General features: G+C 54.2%; 16 protein-coding genes and 1 pseudogene. 5 read left to right on the top strand and 12 right to left on the bottom strand.

The features are described 5' to 3' along the window. Positions 1-43 precede the first annotated feature (43 nt). Genes tcdA through hflK form a run of 6 tightly spaced genes read right to left on the bottom strand, consistent with a single transcriptional unit; the run spans position 44 to position 5599 of the window. The gene (gene tcdA, locus J9253_RS05660) at positions 44-793 is read right to left on the bottom strand and encodes a tRNA cyclic N6-threonylcarbamoyladenosine(37) synthase TcdA (protein ID WP_228291516.1); all 750 of its coding nucleotides are present in this window, start codon (positions 791-793) and stop codon (positions 44-46) included. An 8-nt stretch (positions 794-801) separates the two neighbouring features. Beyond that, entirely contained in the window at positions 802-2097 is a 1296-nt protein-coding gene (locus J9253_RS05665; RefSeq protein WP_210223690.1) for an adenylosuccinate synthase, read from the bottom strand. Between the two features lie 40 nt (positions 2098-2137). Further along, positions 2138-3319, bottom strand: a complete 1182-nt coding sequence (locus tag J9253_RS05670) for an ATP phosphoribosyltransferase regulatory subunit (protein WP_210223691.1) — start codon at positions 3317-3319, stop codon at positions 2138-2140. Positions 3320-3327: 8 nt separating this feature from the next. Beyond that, complete coding sequence (locus J9253_RS05675) at positions 3328-3522, bottom strand: DUF2065 domain-containing protein (protein WP_028489761.1); 195 nt, start codon at positions 3520-3522, stop codon at positions 3328-3330. An 8-nt stretch (positions 3523-3530) separates the two neighbouring features. After that, positions 3531-4400 carry a protease modulator HflC gene (gene hflC, locus J9253_RS05680; RefSeq protein ID WP_210223692.1) on the bottom strand — a complete coding sequence of 290 codons (870 nt, stop codon included), beginning with the start codon at positions 4398-4400 and terminating at the stop codon, positions 3531-3533. Further along, a complete protein-coding gene (gene hflK / locus J9253_RS05685) occupies positions 4400-5599 on the bottom strand; it encodes an FtsH protease activity modulator HflK (protein ID WP_210223693.1) in 1200 nt (399 codons plus the stop codon). The genes hflC and hflK overlap by 1 nt, the downstream gene beginning before the upstream one ends. Positions 5600-5750: 151 nt before the next feature. Between hflK and J9253_RS05690 the strand changes: the two genes are divergently transcribed. Beyond that, positions 5751-7163, top strand: coding sequence for a hypothetical protein (locus tag J9253_RS05690; RefSeq protein ID WP_210223694.1), 1413 nt, complete (start codon positions 5751-5753; stop codon positions 7161-7163). Positions 7164-7172: 9 nt separating this feature from the next. Beyond that, positions 7173-8039 (top strand): PfkB family carbohydrate kinase, encoded by an 867-nt coding sequence (locus J9253_RS05695; protein WP_210223695.1) that lies wholly within the window; start codon positions 7173-7175, stop codon positions 8037-8039. Here J9253_RS05695 and tgt read toward each other — a convergent pair. From tgt to J9253_RS05715, 6 genes and pseudogenes are all read right to left on the bottom strand, one after another. Next, positions 8016-9122: a tRNA guanosine(34) transglycosylase Tgt gene (gene tgt, locus J9253_RS05700; RefSeq protein ID WP_210224546.1), complete on the bottom strand. Its 1107-nt coding sequence runs from the start codon at positions 9120-9122 to the stop codon at positions 8016-8018. The genes J9253_RS05695 and tgt overlap by 24 nt on opposite strands. A gap of 90 nt (positions 9123-9212) precedes the next feature. Further along, positions 9213-9713 (bottom strand): RNA-guided endonuclease InsQ/TnpB family protein, encoded by a 501-nt coding sequence (locus J9253_RS21270; RefSeq protein ID WP_407701785.1) that lies wholly within the window; start codon positions 9711-9713, stop codon positions 9213-9215. 10 nt (positions 9714-9723) lie between these two features. After that, the gene (locus J9253_RS21275) at positions 9724-9912 is read right to left on the bottom strand and encodes a hypothetical protein (protein ID WP_407701786.1); all 189 of its coding nucleotides are present in this window, start codon (positions 9910-9912) and stop codon (positions 9724-9726) included. Between the two features lie 48 nt (positions 9913-9960). Next, positions 9961-10146: a hypothetical protein gene (locus J9253_RS21280; RefSeq protein WP_407701787.1), complete on the bottom strand. Its 186-nt coding sequence runs from the start codon at positions 10144-10146 to the stop codon at positions 9961-9963. Positions 10147-10201: 55 nt separating this feature from the next. Then, a pseudogene (locus J9253_RS21285) lies at positions 10202-10489 on the bottom strand (DUF3293 domain-containing protein); the annotation flags it as partial. 33 nt (positions 10490-10522) lie between these two features. Further along, positions 10523-12973, bottom strand: a complete 2451-nt coding sequence (locus J9253_RS05715; protein ID WP_210223696.1) for a sugar-binding protein — start codon at positions 12971-12973, stop codon at positions 10523-10525. 227 nt (positions 12974-13200) lie between these two features. On the opposite strand from J9253_RS05715, the gene murA reads away from it, so the two are divergent. The 3 genes from murA to aroG are packed head-to-tail and all read left to right on the top strand — an operon-like array spanning position 13201 to position 16190. Then, a complete protein-coding gene (gene murA, locus J9253_RS05720; protein WP_210223697.1) occupies positions 13201-14460 on the top strand; it encodes a UDP-N-acetylglucosamine 1-carboxyvinyltransferase in 1260 nt (419 codons plus the stop codon). A gap of 27 nt (positions 14461-14487) precedes the next feature. Next, positions 14488-15132, top strand: coding sequence for an ATP phosphoribosyltransferase (gene hisG / locus J9253_RS05725; RefSeq protein WP_210223698.1), 645 nt, complete (start codon positions 14488-14490; stop codon positions 15130-15132). Then, positions 15129-16190, top strand: coding sequence for a 3-deoxy-7-phosphoheptulonate synthase AroG (aroG, locus tag J9253_RS05730; RefSeq protein ID WP_210223699.1), 1062 nt, complete (start codon positions 15129-15131; stop codon positions 16188-16190). The genes hisG and aroG overlap by 4 nt, the downstream gene beginning before the upstream one ends. Positions 16191-16198: the final 8 nt, after the last annotated feature.

Consider the following 16198-nt stretch of genomic DNA (forward strand, 5'->3'; position numbering starts at 1 on the left):
TTTCTATTGCTGAGAATACACCAGAAAGGGTTGGTTCGCTTACTTAGTGGGCTGCCAGCTTTCCCAAAACATGGCTGACGGCGATGAAAGCAAAACTCGCCGTCACTGTCGTTACTGAGCCGATGCCTCCCGCGCAACTCAGGTCACAGGCGCTTGCACCATCCGCTCGTTCGGGCAAGGTCATGGCTTCTTCCGACCACACAGCGGGCACGTCAAAGCGGCGTTTGGGGTTGCTGCTGAAACCGTAATGCTGGCGCAGTTCCTTGCGCACTTTCGAGAGCAAGGGGTCTTGCACGGTTTTAGTCAGGTCGGTCAGGCGGATTTTGCTGGGGTCTTTTTGCCCACCCGCGCCACCGGCAGTAATCAGGCGAATTTTGTTGCGGCGGCAATAAGCAATCAGGGCAGCTTTAGTGCGGGCATTGTCGATGCAGTCCAGCACGTAATCGAATTCTGGGCGAATGAGGTTCGCAAGATTGTCCTTGTCGATAAAATCTTCAACAAGATGCAGTTGGCAGTCAGGGTTAATGTCGAGGCAACGTTCCCGCAATACCTCGATTTTGGCACGGCCGATGGTGCTGCCGAGTGCAACTAACTGGCGATTGATGTTGGACTCGCTGACATTATCCAGATCAATCAGGGTCAGTGTACCAATGCCACTGCGGGCAAGGGCTTCAACGGCCCAGGAGCCTACGCCACCCACACCGATGATGCACACATGGGAACGGGTGAAGCGGTTAAATGCCGCTTCACCGTAAGTGCGGACGATGCCACCAAAGCGGCGGCTAACATCCATGCCATCCATTATGCAGCGTAAGGGTCGTGCAGGATAATGGTTTGGTCACGGTCAGGGCCAGTGGAAATGATGTCGATGGGGGTTTCGACCACTTCTTCCAGACGCTTGAGGTAGGCTTTGGCGTTGGCAGGCAGCGCGTCATAGCTGGTAACACCAAAGGTGGATTCGCTCCAGCCCGGCATGTCTTCGTAAACCGGTACGCAACGCTCGAACGCATCGGTATCCACTGGTGGTACGTCGATAGTCTTGCCATCCAGCGTGTAGCTGGTGCAAATGCGCACAGTTTCCATGCCGTCGAGTACATCCAGCTTGGTGATGCACAGGCCACTGATGGAATTGATATTCATGGCGCGACGCAGGGAAACCGCATCGTACCAGCCGCAACGGCGCGGACGCCCCGTGGTGGAACCAAATTCATTGCCTTGCTTGGCGATGTAAGCACCCACGTCATCAAACAACTCGGTCGGAAATGGGCCAGAACCAACACGCGTGGTGTAGGCTTTGGTAATGCCGAGGATGTAGTCAATGTGGCGTGGACCAATACCAGAACCGGTACAAGCGCCGCCAGCCGTAGTGCTGGAGGAGGTCACGAATGGGTAAGTACCGTGGTCGATGTCCAGCAGCGTGCCTTGTGCACCTTCCAGCATGACATCTTTGCCAGATTTACGCAGTTCGGATAGACGGTTAGGGATGTCGGCAATCATTGGCTTGATGATTTCGGCCATTTGCATGGCTTCAGCCAGTACCGCGTCTACGTCAACTGCATCGCACTTGAAGTAATTGACCAGCGTGAAGTTGTGGTACTCCATGATGCTGCGCAGTTTGATTTCAAACTGTTCCGGGTTCAGCAAATCGCCAACCCGCAGGCCACGGCGGGAAATTTTGTCTTCGTAAGCTGGGCCAATGCCGCGCCCGGTTGTACCGATCGCTTGCTTGCCACGGGCTTTTTCGCGGGCAGCATCCAACGCAATGTGGTAAGGCAGGATCAGTTGGCAGGCTTCGGAAATTTTCAGGCGGTCACGTGCAGGTACGCCACGCGCTTCCAGCATTTCGATTTCCTTGAGCAGCGCATCAGGGGCGACGACGACACCGTTGCCAATCATGCACTCGACACCTTCGCGCAAAATACCGGAAGGTACCAGATGCAATACGGTTTTTTCACCGTTGATGACCAGTGTATGACCGGCATTATGCCCACCCTGAAAACGAACTACGGCGGAGGCATTTTCAGTCAGCAGATCAACGATCTTGCCTTTGCCTTCATCACCCCACTGAGTGCCCAATACAACGACGAATTTTCCCATGTCAGTCTCGCTCAAATATGCCAAAAGATGTTAGTAAGTTTCAAATAGCCACGACGCGCCATTGGCCATCGTGCTGGGTTATTTGTTGGGTGCAACCCAGTGCTGCTGGGTCGGGTGCCTGGCCTTCCAGTGCGCGGATTACCCGCTGCTGCTGTCCGCGCAATTTACGAATCAGTTGTTCCAATGCTGCATCTTGCGCTGCTGGGGCAAAAATGGCTGCTGGTTTAGCGGTCTGCTGTAAGCCAAAGGTGGCCAGCGTGCGCAAATCAGTACTGAAACCCGTCGCAGGCCGGGTACGTCCAAAGGCTTCACCGATGCCATCATAACGCCCACCGCGTGCGACTTCACGCCCCATACCGGGTGTATAAATGCCATACACAATGCCTGTATGGTAGTCGTAACCGCTCAATTCAGCCAGATCAACATGAATATTGCACTGGGGGAAGTGAGTGGTGATACGTGCTGTTAAGGTGCGCAAATAGGCCAGCGCTTCCTGGACTTCCGGGTGGGCATTGGCAAATAAGGTGATGGCTTGATCCAGCACTTCGACAGAACCGTTGAGGCGCGGCAGTTGTTGCAGGCAAGCACTCACCTCAGCCGGGAGTTTGGCCTGTGCCAGCCATGCATCAATCTCGGGGAGGGATTTGCGCACCAACATGTCGTAGAAATCGTTTTCCTGTTGCTCGCTCATACCCGCTTCCCGCGCCAGTGTGCGGAAAATGCCTACGTGACCAATATCCAGCAAGGGTTGGGGGACTTGGCAATGTGCGAGTGTTTCCAGTAGCAGGGAGATGACCTCGACATCGCTGTCCAACCCAGCATGACCGAACAGTTCTGCCCCGACTTGCAGCGGGGAGCGTGAGCCGTCATGGATGCTGCGGGTACGCAATACGCTGCCCATGTAACACAGGCGGTTGGGGTGCTCGGTTTGCAGCTTGTGGGCATCAATGCGGGCAATTTGTGGTGTCATGTCGGCACGTACCCCCATCATGCGCCCGCTCAACTGGTCGGTCAGCTTGAAGGTTTGCACATCCAGATGCGTGCCGTGCCCGGTACGCAGAGATTCCATGAACTCCACCAATGGTGGCATAACCAAACGGTAGCCCCAAGTGGCATACAGGTCGAGCAGGCTGCGGCGCAGTTGCTCCAGCGCTTCGGCTTCATCGGGCAGGGCTTCGCTGATTCCGTCAGGAAGTGCCCAATAGTGGTGAGTATTCAGCATGGTTGCAGCTATTCAGTCAAAAAGAGCAGTAGGATACCAGCAATTACACTGACCAGACCAATGGTTCGTAAGGTTTTGTCAGGTAATTTGAGTAATTCGCGGTAGGCTTGTTTAAGGCTGGAAGGGCTTAAGAATGGCATAAGCCCCTCCAGTATCAGCAGGAGGGCAAGGGCAGTTAACAAATCGTTCCAGTTAAATGCCACGGGTCAGTTTATCGAATCGCTTGATTTTTGAAATAGCGGAAGAACTCAGAACTGGGGTCCACGACCATCACATCACCGTTTTTACCCATGGCGTTGCGGTAAGCGCCCAAGCTACGGTAGAACGCGTAGAATTCAGCATCCTGCTGGTAAGCACGGGCGTAAATATCCGCCGCTTTAGCATCGCCTTCACCACGGATGGTTTCCGATTCCTTGTAGGCTTCTGCTTTGAGGATGGTGGCTTCACGGTCAGCCGTGGCTTCGATCTTGGCAGCTTCTTCCTTACCGCGTGAACGGAAGTCTTGCGCAACCCGTTGACGGTCAGAACGCATCCGGTCGTAAACGGAGTCGCTAACCGTATCCGGGAAGTCGATCCGGCTGACGCGCACGTCAACAATTTCGATACCGAGTTGTTTGGCGACTTCGTTGGACTTGCTTTCCAGACCTTGCATGATATTGCCACGTTCGGCAGACAGCGCCTGTTCAATGGTGCGGCGGCTAAATTCGTTGCGCAAGCCATCTTTCATGAGCTGTTCCAGACGGTTTTCAGCATCGCCGATGCGCCCGCCGCCGGTCGCACCGTAGAAGGCTGCCACATTCTGAATGCGCCATTTAACGAAGAAATCCACGGTCACATATTTTTTCTCACCCGTCAGGAATTGCTCCGGTTTGGAAGTGAGCGTCTGGATGCGTGCCGGGAAGGTGGTGACGCTATTCACGAAGGGTAGGCGGAAGTGCAGCCCTGGCCCAATATCCGCGTTCACAATTTCGCGGAATTTGAAGAGGATGGCTTTTTCACGCTGGTCAACGGTATACAGGGAATTGTAGAGCAGTAAAGCAATCAAGCCGATCACGCCTGCGATCATGTTTTTAATATCCATTAGCGGCTCTCCCTGATGCTGGGTTCACGGGGTTGGCGCATCACATCGCCATTACTAATGCCACCAGCAGCAGAGGTGGCAGCGTTACCATTGTTGATGGCTTGAGCTGCTTGTGCGGCTACCGCTGGAGGAATGGTTTCGCTGTTGGCAGCCCCTGTTTGTATGCCCAGTTTGTCGAGTGGCAGATACATCAGGTTGTTGCTGTTGGTGCTGTCAATCATGACTTTGCGGCTGGCTGACATGACCTCTTCCATGGTATCCAGATAGAGGCGTTCACGAGTAATCGCAGGTGCTTTGCGGTATTCGCCGACCAGTTGGGTAAAACGGGATGCGTCACCTTCCGCTCTGGCGACGGTTTCCTGACGGTAGGCTTCAGCACTGGCCTTGACCCGCGCTGCTTCACCACGCGCTTCCGGGAGAACCCGGTTGGAGTAGGTTTCCGCTTCGTTTTTGTAACGGTTGGCGTCTTCCCGTGCTTTGTTGGCTTCGTCAAAGGCTGCTTTGACTTGGGGAGGGGCTTCCGCGTAGGTCAGGTTAACCGTGATGACTTGCAAGCCAATTTTGTAGCTGTCGAGGACTTGCTGCATTTGGCTCTGGATAGCAATGGCGATTTGTTCGCGGCCTTCCTTGAGGATGAAGTCCATATCATTGCGGCCAATGACTTCACGGGTGGTGCCGCGCAGCACTTGATACAAGGTTCCCTGTGTCTGGTCAGTGGTGGAGTCAGGGTTTAAAACGTTGAACGCAAATTCTTCCGGGTTGCGGACTTTGTATTGTGCTGATACCGCGATTTCAACGATGTTTTCGTCTTTGGTCAGCATGATACTGCGGTCTTGCGCACTACGGTTTTGCTCAACGTCGACGATTTCAACGGTTTCGATAGGGTAAGGCATACGCCAGTGCAGACCCGCATCAGTGGTTTCCTGATACGCACCAAAGCGTAATACCAAGCCTTCTTGACGTGAGTCAACCGTATAAAAACCTGACAGTAGCCAGCCAATGACCAGCACGCCCGCCAGTAACAGCAAGCCTTTGCCGCCTTGGTTGTTAGCGTCGCCATCACCACCGGAACCACCAAACAGGGTGCCGAGTTTTTGGTTAAGTTTACGGATAAGTTCTTCGGGATCATTGCCACCCGATCCGCGTTTTTTGCCAGACCATGGGTCTTGTTGATTCCCACCCGGTTCGTTCCAGGGCATAGTTTCAGCTCCTAAGTAAATTTCAACGCGGATCATAACAGATTAGGTATCGCAGTTCCCAACTCACCCTGAAAAAATGGGTTGAAATACCGATGAGCTGATATAATATTTGTCACAACAACCCTATAGTGTCATTAATCTGGATACCATTATGCTGTCTGACGAATTACTTGCTCGCCAGTTTCATGCCTTTCATCGCCTCAATCTGGAGTACATCGCGTCCCTGCGGGGTATGCAGCCACAGGATATTACTAGGCTGTTGGACAAGGGCATACGCGGCAATTTGCACCGTTCAGGTGAAAATGATGCTGTCATGCCGGGCTTGCAAGCGCATCTGGAGTGGCAGGCTGCCACCGTTTTCACCCAGAGTCAGGCACTCTCCCAAGACAAGGAACGCTTGCGCAAGCAATTGCTGGCGGATAGCCAAGGTAGTTTCAGCTTGTACCGGGCGGGTATGGGGGCGGATTTTGCCAGCAAGCAACTGTCCGAATCCTTGGTGGTATCTGCTGCTGATGCGCAGCAACGGGTTTTGTTGGCAGAGCGGATGCTCAACGATGCCCTGAGCGCCAATGAATATAATTACCGGGCGCACTTCGAGTTGGGCTGGATGTACTTATTCTTGCTGGACAAGCTGCCAGAAGCTGCTTTTCACCTGAATATTGCCGTACAACAGGCCGAACCGTGTAACCCACTGTTTGCGCAGTTTGCGCGGCGGCATCTGGCGGATGCTTGGTATGGTTTGCAGGAATTTGGCAAAGCCGCCGAGCTTGCTTTGAGTGTTTTACCACATGCTGTGCCGGGCGATCTGGAAGTGCGCTATGAACTGTCACGTTACTTGGCAGCAGGTGGCGAAACCCAAGCCGCCGCGCAACAGTTGGCGCAAGTGGTGGGGCGTTCCCCGCTGTATTACGTGCAGGCGCAGGCGGAACCGGATTTTGCCGGGAAGCCGGAACTGGCTGGTGTGTTACAGGATTTACGCAGCGTGCGGGTGCAACGCATCCAGCATTATGTCCATGCTCAATGGCAGCAGAATGCACTGGCGAGTTTGGCCTTGCCGGATCAGATTGATTCGGGGGCATTGTTTCTGCAAGTTGTCGAACAGCATGAACGGGTCATGACGCATTTGCCGTATGTGACCCTCAGCCAGCGTGAACAGCAAATTGGTGCGCGGATTCTGGCCGCTTCCCAGCAACGCATTATCCATGAAGTGCGTCTGCGTTCACGCCATTACGAACAGGTGGCTGAAAAGGAACGGCAGCGCTGGTCATGGGTCAACCAGACGGGCGGAGCACTGGTACACATATCGACCATTTTGTTGCTGGCATCCCTGATGTTTTATTTGCTGCGTTTTGTGTTGGATCTATTCGGCATTGGCAACTTGCTGGATGCTGATGCGATGGTTGGCAACATTTTGGGCAGCATGTTATTGCTGGGCAGCGCGGGCATCACGCTGCTCCAGTTCGTGCCTTGGGGCATGAAGAAGTTGTTAGTGAAACAGGTGGAACTGGATAATACGGTCAGTTTCTTGAAATCTTCTTCTCCACAAAATACTGCACATGGATGAAAAATTAGTATGAGTTTTATTCTGATAACGGGTAATGCGACCCTGGATATTGTCAATGTGGTTGATCATTACCCACATGAAGACGAGGAAATGCGTGCCTTACAGCAGTGGACAGAAACGGGTGGTAATGCCGCCAATATGGCGCAAGTGCTGGCTGCTCATTTACACCGCTGCGATTTTGTCGGGGTAATAGCGGATGATGCCGATGGTCAACGCATTGCCACGCGCTTGGCGGAAAAATCTATCGGGTTGGATCATGTGCGTCATTTATCGGGCGTATCGCCAGTTTCCTACATTACCCTGAATCAGAAAAATGGCAGCCGCACCATTGTGCATCACCGCGAGCTGGCTGAGTTGTCAGCAGACGATTTTTGCGGTATCCCGGTGGAACGTTACGACTGGCTGCATTTTGAGGGGCGCAACGTGGCAGAACTCAGCAAGATGCTGGCGTATACCCGCGAAAATATTTTCGATCAGCCGATTTCACTGGAAATTGAAAAAGTCCGCGACGGTTTGGAGGATTTGATTGAACAGGTGGATCTGGTGATGTTTCCGCGAGCGTATGCGCAGGCTCAAGGCTTTGTTGATGCGGAAAGCTTTTTGCGCGATCGGCAGGAAAAGCATGGCAAGGTGTGGATGACGTGTACGTGGGGTGCGGCGGGGGCGTGGGCGATTGACCAGCTTGGGGTGGTGTTCCATGCGCCTGCTTTGCACGTCAAGGTGATGGATACACTGGGGGCGGGGGATGTATTCAACGCTTGTCTGGTACACGCGCTGGCTACTGGGCAATTGTTGGAAGAAGCCTTGCGCCATGCGGTCAAGATGGCAGGGCGCAAGGTGTCGCAACAGGGTTTAGGCGGTTTCCTGTTGCCGTAGCGCGTAGAATTCGCGCACAAATGCCTCAAACGTTCCGGCTGCAATCGCTTCGCGGATGCCGCGCATCAATTCCTGATAGTAATACAGGTTGTGGATGGTGTTGAGGCGGGCGCTGAGGATTTCCCCGCATTTGTCGAGATGGCGCAAGTAGGCACGAGAATAGTGCTGGCAGGTGTAGCAGCCGCACTTTTCATCAATTGGGCGGGTGTCGTTCTGGTACTGGCTGTTGCGAATTTTCAGCGTGCCGTAGCGGGTGAACAGGAAGCCGTTACGGGCATTGCGGGTGGGGATCACGCAATCGAACATGTCTACGCCGCGTTTGACTGCTTCCACAATGTCTTCCGGTTTGCCGACACCCATCAGGTAGCGGGGGCGGTCGGTTGGCAGTTCGGGCAGGGTGCATTCCAGCACTTTGTCGCGTTCATCTTTGGGTTCGCCGACGGACAGGCCACCAATCGCGTAGCCGTCGAAGCCGATGTCGAGCAGGCCGTGGGCGGAAACCTTGCGCAGTTCTTCATACATGCCGCCTTGCACGATGCCGAACAATGCTGAAGGGTTGCCTTGGTGTGCATCCTTGCTGCGTTTTGCCCAGCGCAGGGAAAGTTCCATCGACTCGCGGGCTTGGGTGTGGGTAGCGGGGAAAGGGGTGCATTCGTCGAAAATCATTACGATGTCGGAACCGAGGTCGCGTTGCACTTGCATGGACGATTCCGGGGTCATTAGCACTTTGCTGCCGTTGACGGGGGATTGGAAACGTACACCTTCTTCGGAAATCTTGCGCATTTCTGCGAGTGAGAATACCTGAAAGCCGCCGGAATCGGTGAGGATAGGCTTTTCCCAGTGCATGAAGTTGTGCAAATCGCCGTGCAATTTCACGATCTCGGTGCCGGGGCGCAGCATCAGATGGAAGGTGTTGCCGAGGATAATTTCTGCACCTAAGCCTTGCAGTTCTTCCGGGGTCATGGCTTTGACCGTGCCATAGGTGCCGACGGGCATGAAGGCGGGGGTTTCTACCGTGCCACGCGGGAAAGTGAGGCGTCCGCGCCGGGCGGTTCCGTCGCTGGTGAGCAGGTCGAACTGCATGTGAGACATGGGGGTTCCTTGGGTTGCAGGGAAAGAGGGGGATTTTAGCGGGTTGGGAGTGACGGGGGAAGGGTTGACATCCTCCCCGCCCTAACGGACGAGGATTCCTCCTGCGAGACGGCTATGCCCAGCCGCGAGAATGTTGCGGGCTGCATTGACATCTCTGTCGTGCAGCGTGCCACAGTTGGCACACGTCCATTCCCTTATTCCAAGACCTGCTCTACCTTTCGGACTGTTGGCGGAAAGACTGCCGCAACACGAACAAGTCTGGGTACTGTACGCTTCGTTGACTTCTGCAAACACCACTGACCGCGCTATCGCTTTGTATTTCAGTTGGGTTTTCAACATGAACCAGCCTGCATCCAAGACGCTTTTCGCCATCGTGGTTTTTGCCCAGCCAGCACTGCTGACGTTGCCGACGAATATCGCACTGTGCTGTTGCACCAGTGCGGTGGTAAATTTGTGGGTGTCGTCTTGGCGTTGATGCTTGATTTTGGCATGGATAGCCTTGACCCGCCGTTTTTGATGGGCGCGTTGGGCTTTGCCGAGTTTCACCTCAAGATTTCGGTAACGCTGCTGGCGTTCCAACACCGTGCCATCGCTACAGACTGTCCCACACTTTGAAAAAATGCTTGTTATAGCGAACTTGTCCGTCCTTCCAAACCGCCGCACCCGACTTGAAGGGAATCCAGCCCAGCGAACGTTGGGAGCCACCGGAAATCCGCCAGCGCAATTTGTCTTTTTTGAACTGTTTTCGGGCTTTCGCGTGGGCTTCGGTGACTTCTTGCACGGTTTGCGAATGCAGGGTGAAGCCGCGCTCTTTTTTGTACGCAGCCTGCTATTTGGCTAAGTCGAAGGCGGTGATGTTACTGCGCACCCAACCTACACCGGGAATGGGGATGTTGCTGTATTCCGCCGTGTAAGCATTAGCGAAATTCCACACCTGATTGCACTCAAACGCCCATTGATGCAACACAGGCGCGTATTTGTCGCGGATGCGGACTTGGGATGAACGATACTTCATCAGAGAAAGCCGAAGACGCTTATATCCTCGCCCTGAAGGACGAGGTTTTACGCGATTACTGATAAAGAAACCGTCCCCGGCCTCCCCTGGTCGAGGATGCCGTGAGAACCCCGATTTCCCAAAATTTGGTAAAATCGGGAGAATTGTGAGGTTGCACTCTCTGTCGCTGGCTCCTCTTCCGCATTGGCAAGACCAGAAACTTGGCATTTTCCAGATCCAGCCCCGGCACTAAAAAGCTTTCTTCGCCCTGCCATTCGCCCGCCGGGTCAAGCCCGAACGTGGGAATGGCGGTGTAGCCATTCTGTTCCAGCTCCCCCGCCAGTTGCTCTTGCGCCAGAGCATTGTCTGCCTCGCTTTATGGCCAGCCATGTGGATGTCAATCGCCCAGAATCGCCCCACCGAATAAAGAAGGGTTCTGCCAAGCATCATCCTGTTTGGCCTTCCAGGTCAATTTACCGTCACGATCGCCGCCGTCATCGTCGTCATCGACGTGTACATCTAACCCTAAACGATGACCGGAACGCGGGCTAACCCCTAATGCTGACCACGGTAACATCACCTCCAACACATAGCCATTAGCTGAGCGGGTAAGCTTTTGGTTTAGCTGTAGCCGTGCCCCACGAGGTGAGTTCTTGCCCAATGCAACGGTGCCATTTTTCAGGTTAAAAATGAAGTGAAAGTCATTGCGCTGGTCATACTGGGCAGCCATCGAAGCATCCGCATCCAGATACAACTCCACAGCATCGTCTTCCCAAGGCACAGTGGAATCATTAACCGCAGGCTTGTCATCTTCAACCCCGATACGCACATAGAGGTTTTGCTGATCCCAGCTTGCTTGCCACAAGGCAGCCAAATCCTGTTTGCCATCAATGCTGCCACTCACCACATTACGGAGCTGGTAAGCCGACGCCCCCTGCCACACACTCGCCCGACTGCGAACTTTACGAATCAAAGCATTGCCCCCAACCACGTATTGCTCATTAGGTGCACTGCGCATGGAAACTAGCGTACTTTCCTGCGCTGTTGATGCTTCCGGCGGGATATTGCCTATCGAGAACGGTGGTGGTTCGCCGTAGATCGGTTCGTACTGCGGCGCAGTAGCATCCAGCGGTTCGGACTGGGTTTTCATGGTTTCCAGCGTAATAGCCGGTTTGGCCTGACGCACCAGGTTATTGCCGGAACAGCCACTCCACCAGCATGGGTTAGCACGCGTAAAGGCCAGCAAGGCACGGTGTTTCGGGGCTTGTGAATCCGGCTGGGTAATGTATTCCTTGGTGCCAAAGCTGCCGTATTTGCGATAAATGCGCGGCGAGCTGAAATGCACAAACAATTTACCGCCCGCCTGTTTCCAACCCGTCAATAATTGTTGGTAGATGGAAGCCATTTTCGGATCACGATTAGCTGCGTAAAATAGGTTGTTCGGGTGTTGATTATCCGATTTAGTGGTCATTTCAACCAAGTGCTGCCCGCCTTCATACGCAATCAAATCGACCCCGAAACTTTTGGTGACATCCGCTTGCTTGCGCACTGAATTTAATTCGCTGGGCAAGGAATGCGGGTATTTCGGGTCGGTCATGACGCGGAAAATATCCGCCACGCTACGTGCCTTACGCAAGGCATTGGCGTCGCCGAACACATACGGTGCTACTGCATAAGCGTCGGTGAAACGGTAAGCGCCATTGTAGGACAAGATGGTCTTGGTCATCTGGGTACTCCCCACCAAACCCGACATCACCCGCACCACACGCTTGTTGCCTTGGAAAACCTGTTCCCAGATCCCGAACACATCCACCGAACGCTTGGAATAAAACTTGTAAGCGGCCTGATTCGGATCGGGGTCAAGCCCCATCTGTACGCCTTGTTGCTTGGCGTAAGCGTGTTGGGTAAACACCCCGTTCCAAACTTCGTTGGAATATTCCACATACACTTTCAGGCTGGGGTCGAGATTCACTTGCACGTATTCGGCAAAACGGCGGATAAAGTCATTGCTAGCAGCATGTGGCAGGGAAAACCACGGGTCAGCGTGCAAACGGTTGGCGAGTTCCACCATGACTTCCATGGGTGCGCCCCGGATACCTTCTGCCCCGCCCCACGTCTGCTGGTCAATACTGGCACGGTCTTCCCACGCATACACCGGGTTACGGGTAATCCCGCTCATGTTCATGAAACGAATGACCCGGTAATCGCGCATAAACGTCAGGTAATCCGGGTTAAAAATAATTTTACCGGAATGCTGCTCAAAGGACAGGTAGTCCCCCCGGCATTGCCCTGCGGCGGCAACACGTTGGAACGGGTTACTGGCACAAACACCTCCCGGCGGCAAAATACGGATATTGCGCACTGGATTGGCAGGGTCGGTAGCCTTGATGTACAAGGTGGCGTTCAACTCATTATCCTTACCCGGATCGAGGATAATCACGTCACGCCCCGGCGCTTGATTCTGCACGGTCGCATCATTGCCGTATTCCAGCTTGCCTTCGCCCTCGTACAGCACCGTATAGGAACCGCTGGGGATGGTTCCCGCCGGGAGTTTGCTGACAAAACGTGTGCCCACCTGCCCACCTGCGGAAATGCGGGTCGGCCAACCATTACGGTCGTATTCGATATTACCTTTATTAAGCGGGCGCGCTTCCCGGAATGGCAGAGACATTTTCATCAAATCAATAAACGGCGCACTGGAGTCGTCGTCCATGATTTCGTTGGTATTCGTCCCCAACGCCGATGAACTGTTGTAAAATGCCGCAGCAGGCTTGACCATCGCCCCCCCCAGCAACAATAGGCAGGCAATAGCCCAGCGGCTTCCCCCTGAATGACAAGCTTTTATCATAATTATATGTAACCCCATGTTGTCGAAAGCAGCACTAGCCTTGCGCTGATGCCGCCTTATGCCCCAATTTGTTCTTTTTGGAAAACAATTTTACTTATTAAGTTCCCCGCTTTAGCCCCTATACCTGCGGTTTGCAGGAAAGTTTTCAGGATGCGGTGAATCCCCTCGCATTTTTCGCTATTATTCCATCCTTTTGCTGACAAGCGACTGAACCGGATCTTAATACCATGCAAAAGCTGATTATCGAAGGTGGCGTAACACTGGACGGGGATGTAGACATCTCTGGCGCAAAAAACGCTGTCCTGCCCTTGTTGGCTGCCACCTTACTGGCAGAAACCCCCATGACCATCCGCAACGTGCCACGCCTGAAGGACGTGTCCACCCTTGCGGCCGTCATCGCGGGCATGGGCGTCAGTGTTGAGATGGACGAGTACAATAATGTCCACACTGACACGTCCACCATTCAGCATTTTGTTGCGCCCTATGATCTGGTGCGTACCATGCGTGCCTCCATTCTGGTTTTGGGGCCCATGGTAGCGCGTTTCGGGGAAGCTGAAGTTTCCCTGCCCGGTGGTTGCGCGATTGGTTCGCGCCCGGTCAATATCCACCTGTCGGGTCTGGAAGCCATGGGTGCAAAAATTGTGGTCGAAGAAGGCTACATCCGTGCCACTGCCCGCCGCCTCCGGGGGGCGAAAATCGTCATGGACATCGTGACCGTTACCGGCACAGAAAACCTGCTGATGGCAGCAGTATTGGCGGAAGGCACTACGATTCTGGAAAATGCCGCACGTGAACCTGAAGTTGTCGACCTTGCCAACTGTCTGATCGCGATGGGTGCGAACATCAAAGGCGCAGGTACGGATAAAATCACCGTTGAAGGCGTCACCAGCCTCAAAGGTGTGGACTACAGCGTACTGCCTGACCGTATCGAAACTGGTACTTTCCTCGCCGCTGCCGCCATCACTGGTGGGCGGGTCAGGACATTAAAAGCCGCACCTGATACACTCGATGCTGTACTGCACAAATTTACCGAAGCCGGGGCACTGGTTACAACCGGAGCGGACTGGATTGAAGTCGATATGCGTGACCGCGTGCTGAAAGCGGTCGACATTCGCACCGACCCGTACCCCGCATTCCCGACCGATATGCAGGCGCAATTCATGGCAATGAATGCAGTATCACGTGGCATTGGCGTGATTGTCGAAACCATTTTCGAGAACCGCATGATGCACGTCGCTGAATTGATGCGCTTAGGTGCTAACATCCGTCTGGAAGGCAATACCGCTATCGTGGCGGGGATGCCATCGCTCAAAGGTGCGCCCGTCATGGCAACGGATTTACGTGCGTCCGCCTCGCTGGTACTGGCAGGCTTGGCAGCACAGGGCAAAACTACGGTTGACCGCATTTACCATACCGACCGTGGCTACGAACGCATTGAAGAAAAACTCTCCCGGCTGGGTGCGCGAATCCAGCGGGTCAATGGTTAAGCAACTGGTTAACAAACCTGGACACTTATGAAAGATACCTTGACGATTGCGCTCTCTAAAGGGCGCATCTTTAAAGATACCGTACCGCTGCTCAAAGCTGCCGGTATCGAGCCACTGGATGACCCGGAAACCAGCCGCAAGCTGATCCTCGACACCAACCGCGACGACGTGAAGCTGGTGATTATCCGTGCTACCGACGTGCCGACCTATGTGCAATACGGCGCGGCAGACCTCGGCGTGGCAGGCAAAGACGTGCTGATGGAACACGGCGGGCAAGACCTGTACGAACTGGTTGATTTGCAAATTGCCCGCTGCAAACTGATGGTCGCCGGGTTCGCTAATCGCCCGCTACCCACTACCGGGCTGAAAGTTGCCACCAAATTCGTCAACTGCACCCGCCAGTATTTCGCCGAACAAGGCCGTCAGGTCGATGTCATCAAACTCTACGGCTCGATGGAACTCGCCCCGCTGGTCGGCTTAGCGGATTGCATCGTCGACGTAGTGGATACCGGCAACACCTTGCGGGCCAATGGCCTAGAGCCACTGGAACACATGGCCGACATCACCTCGCGCCTGATCGTCAACAAAGCCTCCATGAAACTTAAACACGCCCCTATCCGTGAACTGATTGCCCATATCCAGCACGCGGTAGAACAAAGGAACTTGGCATGAAATACCAAACAGACGACCTGCGCATTATCGGAATGCACGAACTCGCCCCGCCCGTTGAACTACACCGCGAGTTCCCGCTCAATGAAACCGCCACCGAAACGGTACATAACGCCCGCGAAGAAGCTCACCGCATCCTGCACGGTGAAGATGACCGTCTGCTGGTCGTTGTTGGCCCCTGCTCCATCCACGATGTCGATGCTGCGATGGAATACGCCGCGCGTTTACAGCACCTGCGCCATGAACTGAAAGACCAGTTACACATCATCATGCGCGTTTACTTTGAAAAGCCCCGCACCACCATTGGCTGGAAAGGGCTGATCAACGACCCGGATATGGATAACAGCTTCCACATCAACAAAGGCTTACGCATGGCGCGTAAGCTGCTGCTGGATCTGAACAATCAGGGAATGCCTGCCGCAACGGAATACCTCGACCTGATCAGCCCGCAATACGTGGCTGATCTGGTCAGTTGGGCGGCGATTGGTGCACGCACCACCGAAAGTCAGGCGCATCGCGAACTGGCCTCCGGGGTTTCTTGCCCGATCGGTTTCAAGAACGGTACGTATGGCAACCTGAACATTGCGATTGATGCGATTGGTGCCTCTTCCCGCCCCCACCACTTCCTGTCGGTGACCAAGGAAGGCAATACCGCGATTTTTGCCACCAAAGGTAACGAGGATTGCCATGTAATCCTGCGTGGCGGGCAAGAGCCGAACTATGATGCCGCCAGCGTTGCGACTGCTGTGGCTGCACTGGAAAAAGCCAAATTGCCACCGTACCTGATGGTCGATTTCAGCCATGCCAACAGCTACAAGGACTACCGTCGCCAGCCGGAAGTTGCCACCAGCGTTGCGGAACAGCTTGCCGCTGGCAGCAAGGCCATTACCGGCGTGATGATCGAAAGTCATCTGGTGGAAGGCAATCAGAAAGCTGATGGCAAAAAACGCGAAGAACTGGTCTACGGACAAAGCATCACCGACGCTTGCATCAACTGGGACACCACGGATAGCGTGCTGCGTCAGTTGGCAGCAGCCGTGGATGCGCGGCGTAAAAAATAGGAGTAACA

This window comes from Thiothrix litoralis (assembly GCF_017901135.1).
GTDB classification, from domain to species: Bacteria; Pseudomonadota; Gammaproteobacteria; order Thiotrichales; family Thiotrichaceae; genus Thiothrix; species Thiothrix litoralis.